Genomic DNA, 22,826 nt, shown 5'->3' with positions numbered 1-22,826 from the left:
GATTATGCAAACTATTTTTTCTGGTATTCAACCGAGTGGAACGTTAACACTTGGAAATTACTTAGGCGCCATGAAACAATTTGTTGATTTACAAAGAGATAAAGATTGTTATTTCTGTATCGTAGATGAGCATGCAATTACAGTACCACAAGATCGATTGAAATTAAGAGATAACATAAGATCACTTGCTGCTCTTTATATCGCGAGTGGAATCGATCCTGAGAAGGCAACACTATTTATTCAATCAGAAGTGGCTGCCCACACACAACTTGGGTGGATGTTACAAACGCAAAGTTACATAGGTGAGTTAGAAAGAATGACACAATTCAAAGATAAATCCGCTGGAAAAGAAGCAGTTTCTTCAGCTTTATTAACGTATCCACCACTTATGGCAGCTGATATTTTACTTTATCAAACAGATATTGTGCCCGTCGGTAACGATCAAAAACAGCACATTGAATTGACGCGTGATCTGGCTGAACGTTTCAACCGCAAATTTAACGACATTTTCACTATACCAGATAGTCAAATATCTGAAGTCGGTGCGCGTATTATGTCACTTCAAGAACCGACGAAAAAGATGAGTAAATCTGACGAAAATCAAAAAGCAACTGTTCTCATGTTAGATGAACCGAAACGGATTGAGAAAAAAATCAAAAGTGCCGTCACAGATTCAGAAGGTGTGGTTCGATTTGATCCAGAAAACAAACCAGGAATTAGTAACTTAATGACGATTTTGGCTAGTTGTACGAATCAATCACTTGAATCGATTGAAGCTCAATATGAAGGCGTTGGGTATGGTGGTTTTAAACAAGATGTAGCGAATGCGGTTATTAATGTTTTAGAGCCAATTCAAACGCGTTACTATGAGATTTACAAGTCCGATGAGCTTGATGATATATTAGATTATGGAGCGGAAAAAGCAGAAAAAGTAGCGTCAAAAACATTAAGAAAAGCAAAAAAAGCAATGGGACTAGGACGCGTTAAGAAAAAGCGCTAATAAATAAAAAACAGCCACTTTATCATGAAAAGTGGCTGTTTTTTTACGATCAATATATCTTTTTAAATCGAGTTCTTCTCGATTGTGTTGCTTTTTTATACATTTCTTCAAATAAAGGTTCTCCCTCAATGAGAGCAAGACAAAACATTTCATGATCAACTGACCATCCTTTTGATATATGATCATAGAGTCGTGACCATGCTTTTCTAAATGGTAATTCCATAATGGTCGAATACCTTTCAGGCTCCCACTCTGTCAACCAATAATGGACTTCCTTAGAATGTTCATCTTTTTTCAGCTGATCAAGTGCCAACAATGTTAGCCGCTTAAGTTCCCGTTCTCGTCGTGTTAAACCAATCATCAATTCAGTTGGTAACGTGATCGATTGATCGTGTTGTGTAAACGGATTGAGCCAATGATTAATGGTAAATACAGGACTCTTTTTCACCCGTTTTAATACCTTTTTTTCTTGGACAGGGGTCAGACGGCTTTTTTTAATCGGATAACTATAACCGAGTGTATCAAATGCTAATACAGATTGAGCATCGCTTACAATTGCTGCATATTGGACAGGCTTTTGACTTTTAATTGTTTGATTTTTAATTTTTTTTAGTAGCTCCTGAGGCAAATCATTTAAGCTGTTTTCAATCATTGTAAAGAGTGATGGTTTCATATGCAAAATTGGTATCCTGTCAATTAGTTCAATCCGATCACTTGGGCGCCATTCATGAAAATGACAAACATTGTACCCATATTCTTCTCCCTCAAACCAGTTGACCCAAACGTCTTGGATACTTTCCATTCAAATCCCTCTTTTCGCCGGTTTGTCAAACAGTATCACCTGAGTAATTCTATTTTATTCATTTTAACTGGCGCAATAGACCAGAATAACTAAATAACATGATTAGACAACCGACGATAAACAATTGGCACTCCATACGTCCTGCAATGAAAATTAAATAGGATTTAAATGATAAACCGGCTGGTATCAAATTTAAATATAAAATAATCATCACACCACCAACCACACTAAGACCGAACCCAATAAGAAATAACATTGATAGCCTCCCTAAAGTGCCTGTCCACTTTGCTTTTAACATATGCCTTTTTATTATAAAAAAGACCATTCATCGCTAAATGAATGGTCTCGTTTCATTATTGATATTTTTTAAAGATTAAACAAGCATTATGCCCGCCGAATCCTAATGAATTTGATAGTGCAACATCAACTGTTGCTTCTCTTTTTTCATTCGGTACGTAATCTAAATCACATTCTTCATCTGGATGCTCATAATTGATTGTCGGTGGTACAATTCCTGTTTGGATCGCTTTAATCGATGCAATGGCTTCAACAGCTCCTGCGGCTCCTAATAAGTGACCTGTCATTGATTTAGTTGAAGATACCATTAAATCATCGGCATGATCTTCAAAAACAGAACGAATAGCCGTTGTTTCGAATTTATCATTAAAAGGTGTACTCGTTCCGTGAGCATTAATATAATCAACATCACTCGGTGACAAATGAGCATCTTCTATTGCCTGTTTCATCGCTCTTTGAGCACCCTCACCATCAGGAGCAGGCGCTGTAATATGATGTGCATCGCCTGTTGATGCGTACCCAACGATCTCAGCATAAATGTGAGCGCCTCTATTTTGCGCGGATTCAAGTGATTCTAATACGAGAATACCTGAACCTTCACCCATCACAAAACCATCACGTTCTTTATCAAATGGTCGACTCGCCGAATTCGGATCAGGGTTAACGGACAATGCCTTTGCAGTTGAGAATCCCGCAAATGACATATTTGTAATTGGCGCTTCAGCACCACCAGTTAACATCACATCGCAGTCGCCTCTTTCAATCACTTTAAATGCATCACCAATAGAGTTCGTTCCTGTAGCACAAGCAGTGACTGTACAAGAATTGATCCCTTTAGCTCCTAATTGAATCGATATTTGACCAGCAGCCATGTCAGGAATCAACATTGGTACGAAGAAAGGACTGACTCGACGATACCCTTTATCCATAAACCGCCTGAATTGCTCTTCGTATGTAGCCATACCACCTATTCCAGATCCAACCCAAACACCAACGCGGTCTGCATTGGACTCATCAATTGTTAAATTAGCATCATCAACTGCTATTTTCGCTGCTCCAACTGCATATTGAGTGAACAAGTCCATTCGTTTTGCTTCTTTTTTATCCATGTAAAGACTCGCGTCCCAATCCGTAACTTCAGCTGCAACTTTCGATGGAAAATCATCTTTATTTACCTTCGTCACTTCACGAATACCGGATTGCCCCGCCTTTAAATTTTCCCAAAAGGTATCTAGTTCAGAACCAAGTGGTGTAATAGCGCCCATACCTGTTACAACAACTCGTTTTCGCATATTACCATTTTCCTCCTTCATCATTATTTACCCCATTTAAGTGTGATGGCTCCCCACGTTAAGCCACCGCCAAAACCGACTAATACTATAACGTCTCCATCTTTTATCTTGCCTGAATTGACTTCCTCAGATAAAGCAATCGGAATGGATGCTGCTGAGGTGTTACCATATTTATTAATTGAATAGGCCATACGATCTTGGCTAATGCCTAATCGTTCACGTGCTGCTTCCATAATACGAACATTCGCTTGATGTGGAATAAGGAAGTCAACATCTTCTTTATTTAGGCCAGCTTTTTCTACAACAGCTTCAGATGATTCGGGCATTTGACGAACCGCAAATTTAAAAACTTCTCGTCCATTCATTCGAATCATGTCGCTTTCTTGATACAATGCAGTGCCACCTGTTCCGTCTGCTCCTAATTCAAATGATAAAATGCCTTTTCCTTCAGGTACATGACTCATAACGGCTGCACCTGCTCCATCTCCAAATAAAACACACGTATTACGATCTGTCCAATCGGTAATTTTTGATAACTTTTCCGCACCGACAACGAGAATATTTTGGTACATGTTGGTTTCGATAAATTGTTGAGCCGTCACCATTCCATACATGAATCCAGCGCAAGCGGCACCAAGATCCATGGCTGCTGCCTTTGTTGCCCCTAGCCTTTCTTGTAATTGGCAAGACACACTAGGAAATGGTTGATCCGGTGTAATCGTTGCAACCAAAATAAGATCAATTTCTGATGCTTTAATGCCTGCATCCTCTATTGCTTTAAGGCTTGCTTGATAGGCTAAATCAGACGTATCCTCTTCATCAGTTGCGATATGTCGTGTTTCAATTCCAGTTCTCGTACGAATCCACTCATCAGTTGTATCTACTATTTTTTCTAAATCAAAATTTGTCATAACACGTTCAGGCAAATAATGCCCAACACCAATAACGCCACATGCCATATACTTAACTCCTCACTCGGATTTTTTATAATCAATTATTAGTACTAGGTACTAATATAAGACATTTATGCTTAATAATCAAGCATTTACATAAAAAACTTATTTATAAACTATTATTCAAATGAAGAGAGGAATTATTGTAAAAACCTTGTAAAAATAGTTTGGATTGAATTCCTTTTTCACTACCTCAATGATATAATTACTTTCAGACTTAAACAAAAGAGCCCCCATGCTTTTAAATAAGCATGGGGACGAAGCATTAATACCAAGGCAACACAGTTAAAGCAGTTAAAGCAGCAAGTGGTAAAACTAATCGCTGAAACGGACTCGGTCGGTAGTAATGAGGGGGTCTTGGTCCATACGGGGGTCTTGGTCCATACGGTGGTCTTCCATATGGTGGATAAGGCCCTGGACGACCAGGTCTTGGTCTTCCATATGGTGGCCTTGAGTACGGTGAGAATTGGCGGTTTGATTCTTCAGCCTCCCTTTCATTCATGCTTGAAGGTGGAACGGCAAGATATACATACTCTTGATTGACGTCTGTAATAACCCCTTGTATGTTCTCACCTTCTGCTGTTTGTAGTAACACAAATCGATGCATATGTCGTTGACATAAATCATACATATTATGATGCATCACGATCACTTCCTTTCTCATCTATAACTTATGTTTAAACGAAAAAAGCGTGACAACTAATACATAATCGGGGGATTTAAAATGACTATAATTAATGATATTTCGCTATTACTACAGTACATATTTTTCGGATTCGTTCAAGGTTTTACAGAGCCCATTCCGATCTCCTCAAGTGGTCATCTTGTCATTGTACAAGACCTGTTTGGTTTAAAATTAGAAAACTTATCTTTTGAAATTCTCGTTAACTTTGCCTCATTAATAGCAGTACTCATCATTTACAGACACGATATTATGCGTTTAACATTAAATGGGGCTAAATTTTTATTTAAGAACGACACCAATGGAAAAAGTGAGTTTACATTCATATTATACTTAATCATTGCAACGATCCCTGCTGGTGTCATTGGTTTATTATATGAAGACGTGATCGCGTCAACTTTTAACTCTGCTCATATGGTTGGCATAACATTGATCATAACTGGATTTTTCTTGTTTTTAATTCGAAATTTAAAAGGACAGAAAAAAGAAAATGATTTATCTTTAAAAGATGCTATTATTGTTGGACTTGCACAATCCGTTGCGCTCATACCTGGTATTAGTCGATCAGGTGCAACCATAGTCGCAGCTATGTTATTAGGTATTAAACAAAAAACGGCTTTACGTTTTTCGTTTCTACTCTACATCCCAGTAAGTTTAGGAACTTTCATTTTATCTATGGATCAATTGCTGGATGAGTCTGTTCGTTATTTATGGATTCCTTACTTATTCGCTTTTATAACCGCTGGTATTGCTACCTATTTTTCACTGCGCTGGTTTATGAATATTATGGCAAGAGGTCAATTAATTTATTTCGCAATTTACTGTTTCGCTATTGGTCTATTCGCATTTATTATCCTATAATACAGGTGAAGGAGGAGCTAGAATGGGAAGACATATACAAATTAATCAGCTACCAGCTGCTCTAAAACCTTATTTCCAAGAACCCGATTATTATATTGAAACGCGCAAGAATACATTTTTATTCCGCCAAGGTGAAGAAGCAAATGAACTTTATGTGATTTTAAGTGGACATCTCACGATTAATAAAGCAAGTCCTGATGGACGAGAGCTTACGCTTAGATATTGTGGTGAAGGTGACTTAGTTGGTGAACTAGCAATTGATGAAGAATCAACTTCTTATTTAGTCGATGGGAAAATCACCGAAGCAGGAAAAGTCGCTATTTTTGGTCAAAAGAAGTTAAAAACAGCGATGGAAAAAGATACAGAGGCTTATCTTGCCTTTATTAAAATGGCTAATTTAAATTATCGTAAGGATCAAACTAAATTTAGAGATTTGATCTTACACGGTAAAAAAGGGGCTCTCTATTCTACTTTAATTCGATTATCTAACAGTTATGGCAAAAAACAAAGCGACGGCATTCATCTTACCGTTCAACTGACGAATCAAGAAATCGCAAATTTCTGTGCCACTTCTAGAGAATCGGTTAATCGAATGATCAATGAATTAAGACGACTAAATGTTGTATCGATTCAAGACGGTAAACTGTGTATACATGACCTAGAATACCTAAAGACTTCCATTAATTGTGAAGATTGCCCGGTTGTTTTATGTACCATTAACTAAAACCATCTCAATATAAAAAGCCCACAAAATTGTGGGCTTTCTCATAATCAATCGGGGATACCAAGTGCGATTTTTGCATAACGTGACATGCGGTCTTTACTCCAAGGTGGAGACCAGACGATATTCACTTCAACTTCTTTTACCTCTGGAATATCTGATAGAGCACGCTTTACATCTTGTTCGATGTGTCCAGCTAGAGGGCAACCCATAGCTGTTAGCGTCATGGTTACAACTGCTGTCCCATCTTCCTGTAAGTCAACTCCATAAATTAATCCGAGATTAACAATATCAATACCGAGCTCTGGGTCAATAACATTTTCCAAAGCGCCGAGTAAATTTTCTTGTAATGCTTCATCCATATTTAACACTCCTTTAGTCAAAATACCTCGTTCGACTCCATTATAAACAAAAAAGTGAAAAAAGTGAACTGATCTCTATTATTTATCTCGTCATTAAAATTTTATGCTGCATGCGTTGACTAGATTCTTTTCTTTACAGCACTGAAAAACTTCATTAAACTAGACTGAGAAAGATTGAGGTGAAAGAAATGACAAAACAACATCTAATCGCACTAGATCTTGATGGTACGTTATTAACAGACCAACAAACAATTAGCGAGCGTTCACAAACTGTCATCAATAAGGCCAAAAAAGAAGGACATATTGTTGTCATTGCGACCGGACGTCCACACCGGGCAAGCCTGCATTATTATCATCAATTACAACTACAGACTCCTATGGTGAACTTTAATGGGGCTTATCTCCATCACCCTACAGATGACAGATGGCGAGTACTACATAGTCCATTGCCGATTCGAACAGCTAGAAGTATTATTCAAACTTGTTATGACTTAGAGGTTCAAAATATTATGGCTGAGGTTATAGATGATGTCTACCTCGATCAATATGACACTGAACTCATGAAAATCGTTCATATCGAAAAAGAAGACAATCCAATCCGAGTGGGAAGTTTGAAAAATCAATTAAAAGATAACCCAACATCGCTTCTTATTCATCCTCGTGATGAGCATATTGAAAAGTTAAGAAGCGAACTGGATCATAATCACGCTTCAGTCATCGAACATAGAAAATGGGGCGCACCTTGGAATATGATCGAAATAGTCAGAAAAGGCATGAACAAATCAGTTGCGTTAAAACGCATTGCCCATTATTATCAAATTGAGCCCGAAAATATTTTAGCTTTCGGAGATGAAGACAATGATTTGGAGATGCTAGACTTTGCAGGTGTTGGTGTCGCGATGGGAAATGCTATTGACGAACTAAAACAAGTAGCAAAGTATGAAACGAAAACAAATGAAGAACATGGCGTTGCAGATTTTATCGAAGATTATCTACAATTATCATAAAGACTACAAAAAGGAGTTGATTTCATGAGTGTTATTGCAGAAGCAACACCTAACCCAAACGCAATGAAGTTTACATCAGACAATCAAATTTTCCAAGGTGACGCTAGTATTTCTGTTAAAAAAGGCGAAACAAGCCAATATGACGTTTTAAATGAATTGCTTGCCCTAGATGAAGTCGATAATGTATTTGGTTATCAATTTTTCATCACGATTAACAAACAGTTTGATGCAGATTGGGAACCACTTATCGAAAAAGTTGAATCCATTATGACTGAGCATGGATATTAGTAAATCATTTTAAATAGGAGTCTGAGACAAAAGTAAATAAGTCAATGTAATAGCCGGACAAAAATAGTTAAAATACTATTTTTGTCCGGCTATTTGTTTACATTTCTCATAGCAGTCTGAAATGGACGAGACTCTCGCGGGAAAAGCATGAGCCGAAGATCCACTTTAGAAGCGAGTTTTGCTTCTAAAGTTAGCTGAGGCCGTGCCCGCAGAAAGGGAGTCTATTTCAGATTGCGATGCCCTTTTGATCGAATTGTTCGTGTTTCAAGATATTCATTTTTGTTTTGTCTCAGACTCTTATTTTTATAGTGTAATATCAGGGATTATTCCTAGTTCTTTTCCTCTCTTAATTGCCTCAGCTCTTGAGGAAACACGTAACTTTTGAAAAATTGTTGTTAAGTACCGCTCAACTGTCCTCCTGCTTACATTAATTTCTTCAGCGATGTCATCATTCGAATAGCCTTTATTCACAAATAATAACAACTGATGTTCAACACTTGTCAAGGTTGCTTCTTTTCCATCAGAAGATTGAATTGACTGCTCTCTACGTTGCAGGTGCATAAGCCAATCAATTGGCAAAACAGCTAAATCATTAATCGCTGATTTAACAGCCTGAATTAGCTGTTGATTTGAGTAGCTTTTACTTAAAAAACCGATAATGCCAACATCAATCATTCGATTGACATAGACCTTTGTATCATAACCTGTATAAATTAAAACTTTTGCTTGATCATGAATTTTTTTAATCGATTGAGTGAGCTCAATACCATTTATATCTGGCATATTTAAATCAACAATATATAAATCATATGCCTTCTCATGAATAAGATCTAACGCATCATTAGGTTCTGAAACAAAATCAACAGAAAATCCACCTTCATCCAACAACAAGCGTTTTGTCCCTTCTCCGACCATGACATGGTCATCAACGATTAAAATAGTGTGCATATTGACCTTCTCCTTTTTGGATGGGTATAACTGCTGACATTTTAACACCTTGTTCTTTTTCTGTATATTTTAAAGTACCCTTTAAACTATTAATTCGTGTCTTAATCGACATGAGTCCCATCCCTTGGTGAGGTTCTTTTTCATCATCCAACACAAAACCTTTTCCATCATCTTCATAATTTAAATAAACGTACTCTTTTTCAACTCTTAAATTTATTGAAATCTGACTGGCTTGAGCGTGTTTTTTGGCGTTGGTTAACCATTCTTGTATGATCCGAAACAAACTTAATTGTATATCCTTCGATAAGTCATCAAACTGTTCAACATTCGTCTCAAATAATAAATGACTATTGGATTGTAATCTAAATTTTGTGAGTGACTCATCGATTGCTTCCATTAAACCAACCTCTGCTAATACAGTCGGATATAGGTTGGTACATGTTTCGCGAACTTCATAAATCATATCTTTAATGGCTTCTTCTTTTTCAATTATTTGAGTTTTTAATTGTTCTGGATTCGACAAATAACGAATCGATTCCAGCTGACGTTTTAATTGGATCAGGTCTTGTAAAAACGTATCATGAATATCTCGGGCTAGTGATTGTCTTTCATTTTCTGACCAATGGAACATTAATCTGGATAACCATCCAGTTTGATCTATGTGAGTAACCTCTTCTAGTTCTTCAAGCAATTCGTCAATTTTTGTTTGATTTTCTAGTGCTAATCGAGTGAATTGGATTAAACTCGTTAGCCAATCAAGCTGATCCTTAGTTAAATATTCAGTTTGAGTGGCAATAAATAGGACAGTCAACTCTTTCTGATAAGAATCGATCGGAATGGCATACCTGCCCTTTCTTCCAAGTAATTGTCCAAGGTTCAATTGTTCAGTTTGATAGTCTCGAAGTAACGGAATAAAAACCGGATCTATTCCTTTCTGCATACTTTGATCGAACTTGGGTTTTAGTTGATGTTCTTCTAATTTAATAACAGGTAATACATCGCTTAGTTCTCGTTTAAAAGCTTTTATAATCCCTTGGCGATCCTTTTCCCGCTTGATCATCTCACCGAAACGATAAACACTTGCTTGAAAATCATGACGAGAAACAAATAATTGATACCTTAAATAACTATCTAATCTTTTTTTAATAAAAAGAAAAATAAATGTTAAAACAATTGTGTAAAAAAAGAATTGTAGGTGTTCTCTTGATTGGGGTGTTTGATTGCCTAAAACCATGTAAACGACTGTCATGACAAATGAAAATAATGCAGCCAACGTCAAATGATAAGGAAATTGATTAATTTTAAACTTCAAAACATACAACTGATCGGTCACCGTCATATACAAGAATCCAGCCGGTATGAAAAATAAAAACACATTAGCGAGTTCAGGTATAATGATCGTTCTCCCAATAATTAGTTTCGGTAGAACAAATAAAAATAAAAATGGCGCAACAGCAACGGTAATCGCAATAAGAAAACCTTGAAGTGTATTAATGAGCGGATCTTTTCTTAAACGAATAAGACCACGTATCAACTGAATAACAATCCCCATCATAATGATAATAAAAAATGGTAGTAATAAATGTCGACCCGTAAATTGTTGTTGAATAATTAGGTATAACGTCAAGGTGCTTCCAACCATGGCTACTGTGTATAGAAACCAAACAGATCGTAAAGTATACCACTGTTTATCTTTCTCTTTAAAGAACAAATACACAAAATGATAAAACACAGCAGGTGATAATAAAAATACAGTTGATAATATCAACATGCCGATTGGTTCATGTTTCATCGCTAAGCTTGAAGACATATAACTTAAACTAATCAGCAAAATCATAACTGTTAATACGCGTGAACTGAATTCGATTTTAGGACGATTTAATAGAACGAACGACAAGATGAAGCTGAAAATAAAATAAATTAAAGGGAGTCCAATATGTAAAATATATTGACCAAATAAATCGGGGGTATAGGCAACATTTATCGTGAATACTTGCTCATCACGACGAACTGTGAGACGATCAGCACTTCCAATTTCACGATTTGTTTCAATTATTGGGAGTTGTTCAACTCTATGATCGTCAACCTGTACAATTTCATCACCTACTTCAAGCTCACTATATCTGCCCCAACCGAGACTGTGAAACTCAGAAATTTCATACTCATCATTTTGATTTTGATCAAATTCAATTCCGACATAAGGGTTTAAATTCTTTGAAAATAAAAATATATGTAAAAAAGCGGTTAAAATGATCAAAACTTTTAAGCTGTATTGGTTTAAGAAATTGTTTTTTATTTGGAACATCCTGATTCACCTTTCCTAACATACAAAAAAATAAGCTCCGACTATGATCAGTCTAGAGCTTGATTTCACATTACCTTTGTCGAAATATGCATAAGGGAAGGTAACGTGTAAGGTGCATTGAATGCACTGTAAGTTGATTAATTTAATCTTATCACAATTCAGATTATTTTTAACCGACAATCAAATGATAAATTCCGCCAATATCTGACGGAATTTAAACAAGCATTAATGATCTCGACGGAAGAAACCGAACACGCCTGCTGTATGAACAATGTTCGTAAAGGCTTGAGGGTCTACTTCATTTATAATACGTTCAAGGTCATAAAGCTCATAACGCGTGATAACAAGAACCAACATCGATTTGTCTTCTTTAGTGTATGCACCTCGTGCTGGTAAGATCGTAATCCCTCTAACAACTGTCTGATGAATAGCTTCTTGCATTTCATCTGTTTTCTTCGTCACAATCATGGCCGTTACTTTCTCATGACGCGTATGCAAACCATCAACGACACGTGTCGTTACATAAAGTGCAAGCAATGTATACAAGGCGTTCTCTGGTTCGTTCAAAACACCAGCGAAGAAGATGATAACACCATTAACAACCATTAAATAGCCACCAATAGGTTTATCTTTCATACGTGAGAGAACCATCGCCACAATATCAGAACCACCTGTAGATGCACCCCATTTTAATGTAATACCTACACCAAAACCTCCAAGTACACCACCAAACACTGCGTTTAACATAATATCATCTGAAAATGTCACAATCGGTATAATTTCTAAAAATAGAGTGGTCATGATAACTGAAACAAAACTGTAAACAGTAAAATGTCGACCAACTTTAAACCAACCTAAAACACCAACAGGAATATTAAGGATTAGCAACCACAAACCTGTACTAATAAAATCAATATCAAGAAAATCAGTAAATACAGTCGATAATAGCTGTGCCATACCAGTAAATCCACTAGCGTATACGTCTGCTCCTATTAGGAAAAAATTAAGCGCCATCGCATTGATTAAAGCACCTAAAATTACAATAAAAATACGTTTTGATTCGAAAATAAACAAAATACATACCCCCAAACTTGTTTCTACTATAACTTACACTACCCATATAGATACCAAGCTAATCGTAAGGAATTCTCAAATAAATGATCATTCTGAAAATATACTTTGACGAATGCCACAGCTAACTATAAACTAGAAGTAGTCATTATGCAATCATTCTATTATTTTTTATTTTAAAATGGAGGAGATTTATATGCGCGTACAAATTATTGCCGATTCAGCTTGTGATTTAACAGATCAAGATTACAAAGATTATCATATTGAACGAGTCAGTTTATCTGTGCTTTTAGATGGTGAAACCTATCAAGATGGACAAACTATCTCTGCAAAAACCATCTATGATTCAATGCGAGATGGTAAGGCACCTAAAACAGCCCAAGCTGCACCAGAGGATTTTAAACGGGTATTTATGAAATATGCTGAAGAAAATAAACCATGTCTTTATCTAGGATTTTCTTCAGAGCTTTCTGGTACCTATCAATCAGCAACGATCGCAGCCCAAGAAGTACAAGACCAATACCCTAATTGGCAACTTCAATTAGTAGATACGAAATGTGCATCACTCGGCTATGGACTCGTTGTTTTAAGAGCAGCTAAACTAGCACTTGAAAATCACTCTCTAGAAGAAATTACAGCTAAATCACGCTATAACGCTGAACATACTGAACATATATTTACAGTTGATGACTTAGAATACCTTTACCGAGGAGGACGAGTGAGTAAATCTGCCGCGTTTGTTGGAACATTACTAAAGATTAAACCACTACTCCACGTCGATGACGGTAAATTAATTCCGCTAGAAAAAATTAGAGGATCCAAGAAAGTACTTTCTCGTATGGTTGATTTAATGGATGATCGTGGCGGGGACTTTTCAAATCAAACAATCGGTATTAGCCATGGTGATGCCCTTGATAAAGCCGAACAACTACGTGATATGATTCAAGAACGATTTGATGTGGCCGGTGTTGAGATTAGAATGGTTGGTTCTACCGTTGGTGCACATTCTGGACCAGGAACACTTGCATTATTCTTCTCAAACGATGTTTACAATTAAGAAAAAGCTCAAGCATTAGAAGGTCTGATGCTTGAGCTTTTTAATTTGTATGAACAATTTTTGATTTGTGTGCGGAAATTTCTATTTGTGTGAAATAATTTGAATTTGTGTTTAAAATTTCATATATGTGTGCAAGGATCAGGGATTTGTGTGCAATTTGCTAGTAGTGCTATGAACACAAACAAAAAGCTTTCACTCCTTTATTAGAAGTGAAAGCTTTAATTAATATACTAATTCTTAATGTACACGACGTACAAGTCCATTAAATGTATCGCCCCAGTATCCACTGTTTAATGATTCAATTGATACACCTGGAGTTGTTTGAGCGCCAATGAATTCGCCGCCACCTTTGTAAATACCAACGTGACCATTTCTTTGATACGTATCAAAGAATACTAGATCGCCTGGTTGCATGTCGCTTGTTGACACGCGTGTTCCAGTGTTAGCTAATTGACCTGTACTTGCAGGGATATTAATACCAGCTTCTGAGAATGCCCATGATACATAACCTGAGCAATCAAATAGACCACGGTTAATATCTGATTGGGTACGACCTGCACCGAATACATAAGTAGAATTACCATTTAAATACTTATAACCTGCTGTAATAGCTGTTTCAATCGCTCCGCTTCCTGCACTTGCGGTACTTGGAGAGCTATTATTTGATGAACTAAATTGTGTAACTTCTCCGCTGTTGCTGTTACCATTTGAACTAGAAGAGCTATCAACCATCTCTTGTCTTTCCTCTTCTTGTTCACGCTCTCTCTCACGTCTTGCATCAGCAAGCATTTGATCAAGTTCGTCTTCTTCTAATTCTAACTCAGCAATAATTGATTCACTAGATTCTTGTTTTTCTTCTAATGATTCTACATCATCTTCTAAAGCTTCTTTTTGTTCTTCAATTTGACCTTGCATTAAGACCAATTCAGATTGCGTTTCTTCCAAATCAGATAACTTGTCTTCAACTTCTTCTTTTTGTTCTTTTACTGTGTTTTGGTCTGTTTCCAATTGTTCAATTAAGTTTTGATCAGATTGTGTAATTCTTGAAACCATCGTCACACGATCAATAAAATCAGTAAAACTTTGAGCGCCGAATAAAACATCTAAGTAGCTAACAGATCCACCATTTTTTTGGAGTGATGATGCACGATCTTTGACAATATCAAGACGTCGTTCAATATCTTCTTCTAATTCTTCAATTTCTTCTTCCAATTCTTCAATTTCCGCTTCAGCTTCTTCTACTTCAGCTTCTGTTTTTTCAATTTTTTCTTCATTTGCTTCGATTTGATCATTTGCACGTTCAATTTCATCTTCTAGTTCAACTAGATCCGCTTGAATCGATTCAAGTTCTTCTCGCTTTTCTTCAAGCTCTGCTTGGATTTGTTCACGATCTTCTTCAATCTCACTCGGATTTGCGTTCACAACCTGATTGATCGATGGTGAAACAAACACAATGCTTGCCGTCACTGCTAAACTAACTGTAATCTTCTTTAAATTCAATGGTTTCACTCCCGCTTTCTATGTACATTTGATCTATAAATTAACATTTCATTTAAAACTTTCTTCTTTTCACCAGCACGGCTAGTATAACACTTAATCATGACAATGATATAATAGAAATGTTACATTTATATTTCAATTGTAGACTTTATGATTACTTTTAATAAAAGCGGGTATAAGAAGTTTGCTAGGATTGTAAATTTTTATGAATTAAATTAAGTATTCTATCCATTTCTTCTCCATTAATTTGGCCAGGTGCTGATGCATTGATCCCACTTGCAAATGTTATAGCAGAGCCAAACAATTCTCCGGATAATCGACTTAATAAACCAATACCACCCATTGCCATTGTCACAATTGGCGTTTTCGAATGGTTACTGAGTTGATTCGTGACGTCTAGCAAACGTATTAAATCACTTGGATTTTCGGGCATTACAGCCATTTTCGCAATAGAAGCGCCCGCTTTCTTCTCTTCCTCTATAAAACGTATCATGTCCTCGTTTGAAGGTGTCTTGTTGAAATTGTGATAAGAAACAATAGTATGTATATTATGCTCTATTGCTTTCGTCATTATACGTTTTCTAATTTCCTCAGAGGTTAATAGCTCTACATCAACGATATCTACGAGATCCGAATCAATAGCTTTCTCGTTCATAATTCGGTAATCCTCATCTGTTATAAAACGTTCGCCACCTTCTTTTAACGTTCTAAATGTAAAAATAATGACTTGATTTTGAAAGTTTTCTCGTACTTTTCGCAAGGCTTCTATCCAATTTTCTTCTTGATAAAAATCAACCCGCCATTCAATCATATCCGGTTCTTTTGATAATAAAAATTCGATTTGATCCTGTAATTCATGTGAATTCTTAGCAGTTATCGGATAACAAATACCAGGTTTTCCAGATCCGATCTCAATATCTCTTATCTTAAGCATATGCATCACCCTTTTTTTATATTGATCAAATTATAGCACGTTTTTAATTCAACTATAAGAGGCGTCAAAAAAAGAGCTTCCTCATTAGGAAACTCTTTCGTTTGTTGAAGCAAGTACCCATTTTGATACATGGATACACCCTTCACCAGAAAAACTAATTTGATCTTGCCCTGGCTCTGGATAGACACGTGTTGAGAAGACATACTCCCCACCATTAATAAACACTTCAAGAGATGACATATCGGAAAATACACGCACTTGTTTAAGTTCATCTAACTCAATAATACGTTCATCACGTCCATAACCTGACTTGCCATGATTTAATGATAATTTGCCTGATTTTTTGGAAAAGGAAATGGTTGTATCTTGTCTTAGATGAATGGATAACTCATCTCCACATCTATGAACATCTATTTGCAGTTCGTAAACCTCACCATTTAATTCTTTTACTTCTTGATGACCAGAAATCGTTAAATTCATTTCTTTTTCATCTTGGCGAAGCACTTTATATTCCTCTAATGGTAATTGATACAACTTTTCATCAATTATCTTCAATTCTCTAGGCATGGTCATCGCATGTTGCCAACCACGTTCGATTGTAGGGTTCTGTATATTGTCATCATCAGGTGGTAATCCCATCCATGCCCACATAATCCGGCGACCTGACTCGTCTTCAAACGTCTGTGGTGCATAAAAATCAAAACCACGATCCAATTCTTTAAAGTCCTTTTCGGGTGTGAATGTAATATTTTCGGGATCTAGATGTCCGATCATATAACCCGATTGATACACATTTTGAAACTCATGTCCTTTAGCCTCTACACCTTGAGGAGACATCAATAAAACATCATGCCCGTCTAATGTAAAGTAGTCCGGACACTCCCACATATAGCCAAGATCAGGGCTTGGACCTGCAAAAACACCTTGATAAGTCCAATTAAATAAATCAGAAGATCGATAAACAATGACTTGTCCTTTATCTTCGCGATCTCTTGCACCTAGTATCATGTAGTAATGACTATTTAACTTAAACAGTTTAGGATCACGAATATGATTTGAAAACTCTTTTGGATACTCGTCTGCACCAATAACACATGCTTGTTTTTCAATTGTAAAACCACCGTCAGTGCTGATCGCATGAATCGTATTTTGTTCTCTTCCTGACGATACATAATCATGATCACCTAAATGCTTCACATTTCCCGTGTAAAAATAATGAATCATGTCATCTTTAATATAAGCACTCCCTGAGTATACACCATGTAAATCATATGGCTCATCAGGGTACAACTTGATCCCATGATCTTCAAAATGAACAAGATCAGTTGATGACTTATGCCCCCAATATTTCATGCCGCCTACAGCATCATGAGGGCTGTATTGATAATATAAATGGTAACGACCATTGAAATGACAAACGCCATTAGGGTCATTTAGCCATCCAATTGGTGGCATAACATGATAAGTAAGTCGCCATGGGTCTTGATTAACTGTCTTTTTTTTCGCTTCTATTTGATCCGAATGATAAACCTGTTTTAATTCTTGATGTAACGGATTCATAACGCCACTCCTTACGTCTCTTAATTTCCAATGTAAATCTCAGTTACTTTTGGATGAACATACGTGCCTCTTTTAAAGTCGGTAGAGCATCAACAGCTCCGTGTTCTTGAGTGGTAAGAGCAGCATATCCATTACTGAATTGTAACATATCTTCCCATGAAGCTTCATCAAGTAAATCAAGAGTTTCTTGATTATCTAATCGTTTTTGTAATTGATAAAGGGTTGCGCCCACAAATGCATCGCCTGCTCCTGTTGTATCAATAGCTTTTACAGAAAAGCCATGATGCGAGGCTTTCAACCCATTTTTTGTTAGAATTCGCGCACCTTCTTTACCCATTGTGTAAATAACCGTATGCACTGCACCAACAAACAAAGAATCAAGTGCTTTCGTTTCATCTTTAATGCCTGTAATAAACTCTAATTCTTCATCTGAAATCTTTAACACATTTGCTTTAGGAATAAAAGATTGAATCGTTGTTTGGCATTCTTCCTCTGAATCCCATAGTGGCAATCGAACATTGGGATCAAAACTGACTACGGCACCTGCTTCATGTGCTCGTTCAATCAACAATTCATGTGCGCCTTTAATCGGTGCATCGATTAAGTCAACAGATCCGAAATGTAAAATATCCGTTGATTCAAACTTGATTTTATCAACTTCTTCACGTGTTAAAAGCATATCAGCACTAGGTTTACGATAAAATGAAAAATCACGCTCACCATCTGCCCGCAAAGATACAAATGCAAGACCTGTGTTTGCTTCATCTGTCTTTTCTAAATACGTTGTATCAACTTGGTGCTCAATTAGTCTTTCCGTAATATGATCACCGAATGCATCGTTCCCTAATTTCGAAACAAAGCTACAGTCTCCACCTAATTTTGAAACAGCAACCGCTACATTAGCTGGTGCACCTCCCATCACTTTTTTAAACGATTCAACATCTTTTAAAGAAGTATTGGTTACATTTGGAATAAAATCAATGAGTGCTTCTCCAATTGCATATAATTTACTTTGCATGTTTTTCCCCCTAAACATAGTATGGGTGAAACGCACAATTGACGTTTCACCCTAACTTTTATTTATAATTAGTTGACTTCTTCACGAATGGCTTTAGCTTGGGCTCTTACTAATACAAAGCTTACCCCGAATGCTAGAGCGATCACGATGAAGTACTGAATGAAGGCCGCAATACTGTGTGTATATAATAAGAGACCTGGTATAAATGTTATACCCAATCCAGAACCTGCTAAACCAAAAATATACGTTAGTAAGCCACCAGCAGCACCACCAATCATACCTGAAGCAAAAATACGAATATGGCGTAAGTTTACACCGAATAATAGTGGTTCAGTAATACCGAATAGTGTTGATGCAGATGATGATAAAGCATTACTTTTCTTAACTTTATTCTTCATAAGCATTGCAGTTGCAATCGCCGCACCAAACTGTCCTGCCATACTAGCTGTACCCAATGTGTTTAGAACATTAAAGCCTGTATCATCTATTAAGCTAATTTCAATAATACTTAATGAGTGGTGCAAGCCTGTAATAACGAGTACTTGTTGCAAGGCACCATAAACAATGTATCCAATACCTAACGGTGCTTCAATTAAATAAACAATTGAATTAATAACACCAGATTCAACAGTTTGTAAAATTGGACCGAGTACTAATAACATAACTGTAATTGTTACTGTTAAACTAACGAACGGTGTAACAACTAAATCCATCATTTGCGGTACGACTTTTCTTAAATTCTTCTCTAATTTAGAAATTAAATAACCAGCTACAATAGCAGGGATAATTGACCCTTGGTAACCAACAACTGGTATACCGAGAACATTCATAGGATCGGCGTCACCTTCTGCCACTACCCATGCGTTAGGAAGTTGCGGGGCAACCATCATTAAACCAACAACTATACCAATAATAGGGTTACCACCAAATTTCCGCGTCGCACTATACGCAATTAGAACAGGTAAGAATGCAAAGGCTGTATCCGTTAACATTTCAAAAATAGCAAACCATGTGTCATCAAATTCCATACCGAGCTCGACTAATAGACCACGAACACCCATTAAAAGACCTGTTGTTACTAACGCTGGAATAAGAGGTACTAAAATATCTGCTAAAGTACGAACAACACGTTGCACGGGACTTAAGTTTTGGTAAACGTCATCTTTAAAGTCACCATCTTGACTAGATGATGATTCGTCCTCATCACCCATTTCTTCTTTAAGATCCGCATGAACTTCGTTTACTTTACCGGTACCAAAAATAAATTGGTGCTGACCAGTATTAAAGAAATATCCTTTATTTTCAGGAATTTCTTCTGTTGCTTCTTTATCTAGTTTACTATCGTCTTTTAAAATAATCCGAAGACGTGTGGCACAATGTTCGTAATTTTTAATATTATCTTTACCACCAACGACTTCTAACAACTTTTTAATTGTTTTCTCGTTCTGCATGGTTGTTTACCTCCTAAGTGATTATAAATGATTTTCTTTGAACTGAAATCGATTTCAGTTTCTCTAAAAGAAAGAGGCTCTCTCCTTATTTAATGATGGAGCAAACGCTCGATCTTTCTTCAAACTGAAAGTCAATCATGATGTCTTGGTTTTTTCTTACCCCGGTTTGAATGTTTTCAAACAAAGCTTCTGCTGCTTTTATGCCACTAGTTTTGAACATATAATGTACAGTTGTTAGTGGAGGGGAAAAATATTTTGCTAATTTAACATCCCCGATCCCAACGACGGATATATCATCTGGTATCCGTAAGCCATGATCTGAAATGCTGTGAATCGCCCCAATTGCTAAGTGATCAGTAACCGCAAAAACTGCAGTTGGTTGACTTCTTGTCAGTAGCTCACCCATGCTCTTATAAGCCGTTTCGATCTCAAAATCTCCGATCGCAAATTGTTGATTCGAAACTGAAATACCCGCTTCTTCTAAAGCATCTGTATAAGCTTTTTTTCGAATCACGCCGACAGCTTCATCTTTAGGATCAACACCGATAAATGCAATATCAGTATGTCCCTTATCAATTAAATAATTCACCATTGCTTTAGATGCTCGGTAATCATCATGTAAAACAGATGTATACCCTTCCAACTTTTGACCAACAATGACGATTGGGATCGTTAATTGACTCATAACCTCTTCATGTATGGGTGTTATTTCGGTTGCCATCATGATAATCCCATCAACTAACTTATTAGATAAAAAATTAAGATACCTTATTTCTTCTTCGACATCTAAGTTGGTATTCGCAATGATTAATTGATAACCGTGTTCTTTTGCGACTGTCGTAATTCCATCAACGACTCGACTGGCTGTTTCAGTACTGATTTTCGGTACGATCACACCAATCATCTTGGATTTTTGATTTTTTAATGACTTAGCAATTTCGTTAGGTTGATAATTCACATCTCGAATCACTCTCTCAACTGCTTTTCGCTTTTCAGCTTTAACGTATCCTTTGTTGTTCATAACGCGTGATACTGTTGCAGGTGAGACCCCCGCAAGCTTCGCAATATCTTTAATCTTCATGTGATTCACCTAATTTTCTTGAACTATGCATTTCTGAAATCGATTTCAGTTACAGTTTAGTAAATCCATTTTAAGATGTCAACCGTTAAAAATAAAAAAACTAAAACAAAATGAGTTCGTTCTCAACTCATGTTTCAGTTTTCTTATTTTTAAAGTTTATTGAATTTGTGTTAAACATTTTTTATTTGTGTGCATTTCACTCTATACATCAATTTTCTCATAGATATGATAATAATCACATGCCGCTTTTTCCCAATCAAATAATGATTGGAATGCATTTTGTATTGCTCGATCTATTTTTTCAGGTTCATTTTGATAAAGATCAACCGCATACATGATCGCCTCTAACATTTCGTGGGCATTATAATGATCGAATACGAAACCATTTCCTTCCTCTGTTTCTGAATCAAAATGCGTAATCGTATCATTCAATCCACCTGTTCTGTGAACCACTGGTAAAGCACCATATTTTAATGCAATAATTTGGCTTAGCCCGCACGGTTCTATTCGTGAGGGCATCAAGAACAGATCACTGGCTGCATAAATTTTAGATGCTAATTCTTGACTGAACTGAATCAGAGCACTTGCTTTTTCGGGGAACCTAGTTTCAATCGAGTGGAATGTTTCTTCATAACCATGCTCACCTGTGCCCAATAAGACAAACTGCACGTCCATTTCTAATATTTCTTCAATCATTCGACAAACTAAATCCAGTCCTTTTAATTCCACAAGTCGAGTAACCATACCGATCATGACTGTTTTTTCACTCTGTGGTAAGCCTAACTCTTTTTGGAATGCTAATTTATTTTTTCGTTTTTTATCAGGCTCCTCTTTATAAGTATAATCAATATAGGAATCTGTTTCTGGATTAAACACCGTGTAGTCAATCCCATTTAAAATACCCGTCATTTTAGGCTTTATGTCACGAACCACACCATCTAATCCTTCTGCAAAATAAGCATGTTCAAGCTCTTTTGCATAAGTCGGTGAAACGGTCGTCACCCAGTCCGCATTGTACATACCCGCTTTTAATAAATTTACATCACCATAATACTCAAGGTCACTCGTGATGTCTTCAGGGTGAAGACCTAGAATATCAAACAATGTATCAGCACCATAAATTCCTTGATACTTAATATTGTGGATCGTGAGTACTGTTTTTAAATTTTTAAAATGATGTTTATAATGTTTATTTAATAAAACAGGGATAGCCGCTGTTTGCCAATCATGGCAATGAATAATCGTCGGCCAAAAGTCATACTGAGGTACAAATTCTAAAACAGCTTTTGAGAAAAACAAGAACCGTTCCGCTTCATCAAAGTAACCATATAAACCCGGACGACCGAAGTAATGATCATTTTTAATAAAGTACCACCAAATGCCTTCATGCAATAACATATATACTTCACATGTTTGTTCACGCCAATTTAGCGGAACAGTAAACGAACCAACCCATTGCATATCCTTTTTGTATTGATCTGGTATGTCTTGATACAATGGCATAATCGCTCGAATATCGACGTTATTTTTCTTGAGGGTTTTAGGTAAGGAACCACTGACATCTCCTAACCCACCACTTTTAGCAAAAGGAAAAGCTTCTGATGTTGCATACAAAATTTTCATGAGTTGCTCCTTT

The 22,826-nt window shown here is 36.5% G+C and carries 22 protein-coding genes; 6 read left to right on the top strand and 16 right to left on the bottom strand.

The window, feature by feature from the left end; genetic code table 11:
- Positions 1 to 4 precede the first annotated feature (4 nt).
- On the top strand, positions 5 to 1,000 hold the full coding sequence (trpS, locus tag BLR62_RS08530) for a tryptophan--tRNA ligase (RefSeq protein ID WP_090795837.1): 996 nt from the start codon (positions 5 to 7) through the stop codon (positions 998 to 1,000).
- 49 nt (positions 1,001 to 1,049) lie between these two features.
- Here trpS and BLR62_RS08525 read toward each other — a convergent pair whose 3' ends face one another.
- The 5 genes from BLR62_RS08525 to BLR62_RS08505 form a co-directional block, all read right to left on the bottom strand.
- A complete protein-coding gene (locus BLR62_RS08525; RefSeq protein WP_090795835.1) occupies positions 1,050 to 1,802 on the bottom strand; it encodes a DUF3603 family protein in 753 nt (250 codons plus the stop codon).
- Positions 1,803 to 1,860: 58 nt separating this feature from the next.
- Positions 1,861 to 2,058, bottom strand: coding sequence for a YuzI family membrane protein (locus BLR62_RS08520; protein ID WP_176759261.1), 198 nt, complete (start codon positions 2,056 to 2,058; stop codon positions 1,861 to 1,863).
- A 97-nt stretch (positions 2,059 to 2,155) separates the two neighbouring features.
- A complete protein-coding gene (fabF, locus tag BLR62_RS08515) occupies positions 2,156 to 3,391 on the bottom strand; it encodes a beta-ketoacyl-ACP synthase II (protein ID WP_090795829.1) in 1,236 nt (411 codons plus the stop codon).
- A 23-nt stretch (positions 3,392 to 3,414) separates the two neighbouring features.
- Positions 3,415 to 4,350 (bottom strand): beta-ketoacyl-ACP synthase III, encoded by a 936-nt coding sequence (locus tag BLR62_RS08510; RefSeq protein WP_090795826.1) that lies wholly within the window; start codon positions 4,348 to 4,350, stop codon positions 3,415 to 3,417.
- A 259-nt stretch (positions 4,351 to 4,609) separates the two neighbouring features.
- Entirely contained in the window at positions 4,610 to 4,975 is a 366-nt protein-coding gene (locus tag BLR62_RS08505) for a hypothetical protein (protein ID WP_245719439.1), read from the bottom strand.
- Positions 4,976 to 5,077: 102 nt separating this feature from the next.
- Here BLR62_RS08505 and BLR62_RS08500 point away from each other — a divergent pair, with 102 nt between their 5' ends.
- Both BLR62_RS08500 and BLR62_RS08495 read left to right on the top strand, forming a co-directional pair.
- Positions 5,078 to 5,887 (top strand): undecaprenyl-diphosphate phosphatase, encoded by an 810-nt coding sequence (locus BLR62_RS08500; RefSeq protein WP_425438872.1) that lies wholly within the window; start codon positions 5,078 to 5,080, stop codon positions 5,885 to 5,887.
- A 22-nt stretch (positions 5,888 to 5,909) separates the two neighbouring features.
- A complete protein-coding gene (locus BLR62_RS08495) occupies positions 5,910 to 6,611 on the top strand; it encodes a Crp/Fnr family transcriptional regulator (protein WP_090795820.1) in 702 nt (233 codons plus the stop codon).
- 47 nt (positions 6,612 to 6,658) lie between these two features.
- Here the strand turns inward: BLR62_RS08495 and BLR62_RS08490 are convergent, their stop codons facing one another.
- Positions 6,659 to 6,970, bottom strand: coding sequence for a metal-sulfur cluster assembly factor (locus tag BLR62_RS08490; protein ID WP_090795817.1), 312 nt, complete (start codon positions 6,968 to 6,970; stop codon positions 6,659 to 6,661).
- Between the two features lie 188 nt (positions 6,971 to 7,158).
- On the opposite strand from BLR62_RS08490, the gene BLR62_RS08485 reads away from it, so the two are divergent.
- Entirely contained in the window at positions 7,159 to 7,977 is an 819-nt protein-coding gene (locus BLR62_RS08485; protein ID WP_090795815.1) for a Cof-type HAD-IIB family hydrolase, read from the top strand.
- Between the two features lie 24 nt (positions 7,978 to 8,001).
- Positions 8,002 to 8,265, top strand: a complete 264-nt coding sequence (locus BLR62_RS08480; RefSeq protein WP_090795812.1) for a NifU N-terminal domain-containing protein — start codon at positions 8,002 to 8,004, stop codon at positions 8,263 to 8,265.
- A gap of 303 nt (positions 8,266 to 8,568) precedes the next feature.
- Here the strand turns inward: BLR62_RS08480 and BLR62_RS08475 are convergent, their stop codons facing one another.
- From BLR62_RS08475 to BLR62_RS08465, 3 genes are all read right to left on the bottom strand, one after another.
- Positions 8,569 to 9,213 carry a response regulator transcription factor gene (locus BLR62_RS08475; protein WP_090795810.1) on the bottom strand — a complete coding sequence of 215 codons (645 nt, stop codon included), beginning with the start codon at positions 9,211 to 9,213 and terminating at the stop codon, positions 8,569 to 8,571.
- Positions 9,191 to 11,518 (bottom strand): sensor histidine kinase, encoded by a 2,328-nt coding sequence (locus tag BLR62_RS08470; protein ID WP_090795807.1) that lies wholly within the window; start codon positions 11,516 to 11,518, stop codon positions 9,191 to 9,193. The genes BLR62_RS08475 and BLR62_RS08470 overlap by 23 nt, the downstream gene beginning before the upstream one ends.
- Before the next feature lie 225 nt (positions 11,519 to 11,743).
- Positions 11,744 to 12,592, bottom strand: coding sequence for a YitT family protein (locus BLR62_RS08465; protein WP_090795806.1), 849 nt, complete (start codon positions 12,590 to 12,592; stop codon positions 11,744 to 11,746).
- Between the two features lie 193 nt (positions 12,593 to 12,785).
- Between BLR62_RS08465 and BLR62_RS08460 the strand changes: the two genes are divergently transcribed.
- The gene (locus tag BLR62_RS08460; RefSeq protein ID WP_090795803.1) at positions 12,786 to 13,646 is read left to right on the top strand and encodes a DegV family protein; all 861 of its coding nucleotides are present in this window, start codon (positions 12,786 to 12,788) and stop codon (positions 13,644 to 13,646) included.
- A gap of 237 nt (positions 13,647 to 13,883) precedes the next feature.
- Here BLR62_RS08460 and BLR62_RS08455 read toward each other — a convergent pair whose 3' ends face one another.
- From BLR62_RS08455 to glgA, 7 genes are all read right to left on the bottom strand, one after another.
- Positions 13,884 to 15,146 carry a C40 family peptidase gene (locus BLR62_RS08455; RefSeq protein WP_090795801.1) on the bottom strand — a complete coding sequence of 421 codons (1,263 nt, stop codon included), beginning with the start codon at positions 15,144 to 15,146 and terminating at the stop codon, positions 13,884 to 13,886.
- A 187-nt stretch (positions 15,147 to 15,333) separates the two neighbouring features.
- Positions 15,334 to 16,080 carry a type I 3-dehydroquinate dehydratase gene (gene aroD / locus BLR62_RS08450; RefSeq protein ID WP_176759260.1) on the bottom strand — a complete coding sequence of 249 codons (747 nt, stop codon included), beginning with the start codon at positions 16,078 to 16,080 and terminating at the stop codon, positions 15,334 to 15,336.
- Positions 16,081 to 16,164: 84 nt separating this feature from the next.
- Positions 16,165 to 17,640: a glycoside hydrolase family 32 protein gene (locus tag BLR62_RS08445; protein ID WP_090795796.1), complete on the bottom strand. Its 1,476-nt coding sequence runs from the start codon at positions 17,638 to 17,640 to the stop codon at positions 16,165 to 16,167.
- Positions 17,641 to 17,683: 43 nt separating this feature from the next.
- Positions 17,684 to 18,658, bottom strand: a complete 975-nt coding sequence (locus BLR62_RS08440) for a carbohydrate kinase family protein (protein WP_090795793.1) — start codon at positions 18,656 to 18,658, stop codon at positions 17,684 to 17,686.
- Between the two features lie 68 nt (positions 18,659 to 18,726).
- Positions 18,727 to 20,109: a PTS transporter subunit EIIC gene (locus BLR62_RS08435; protein ID WP_090795791.1), complete on the bottom strand. Its 1,383-nt coding sequence runs from the start codon at positions 20,107 to 20,109 to the stop codon at positions 18,727 to 18,729.
- An 85-nt stretch (positions 20,110 to 20,194) separates the two neighbouring features.
- A complete protein-coding gene (locus tag BLR62_RS08430; RefSeq protein WP_090795789.1) occupies positions 20,195 to 21,190 on the bottom strand; it encodes a LacI family DNA-binding transcriptional regulator in 996 nt (331 codons plus the stop codon).
- Between the two features lie 201 nt (positions 21,191 to 21,391).
- A complete protein-coding gene (gene glgA / locus BLR62_RS08425) occupies positions 21,392 to 22,813 on the bottom strand; it encodes a glycogen synthase GlgA (protein ID WP_090795786.1) in 1,422 nt (473 codons plus the stop codon).
- Between the last annotated feature and the right edge of the window lie 13 nt (positions 22,814 to 22,826).

Origin of the sequence: Pelagirhabdus alkalitolerans, from assembly GCF_900096905.1 — a bacterium.
Classification (GTDB): domain Bacteria; phylum Bacillota; class Bacilli; order Bacillales; family Amphibacillaceae; genus Pelagirhabdus; species Pelagirhabdus alkalitolerans.
This window is presented reverse-complemented; position numbering and strand designations above follow the sequence as displayed.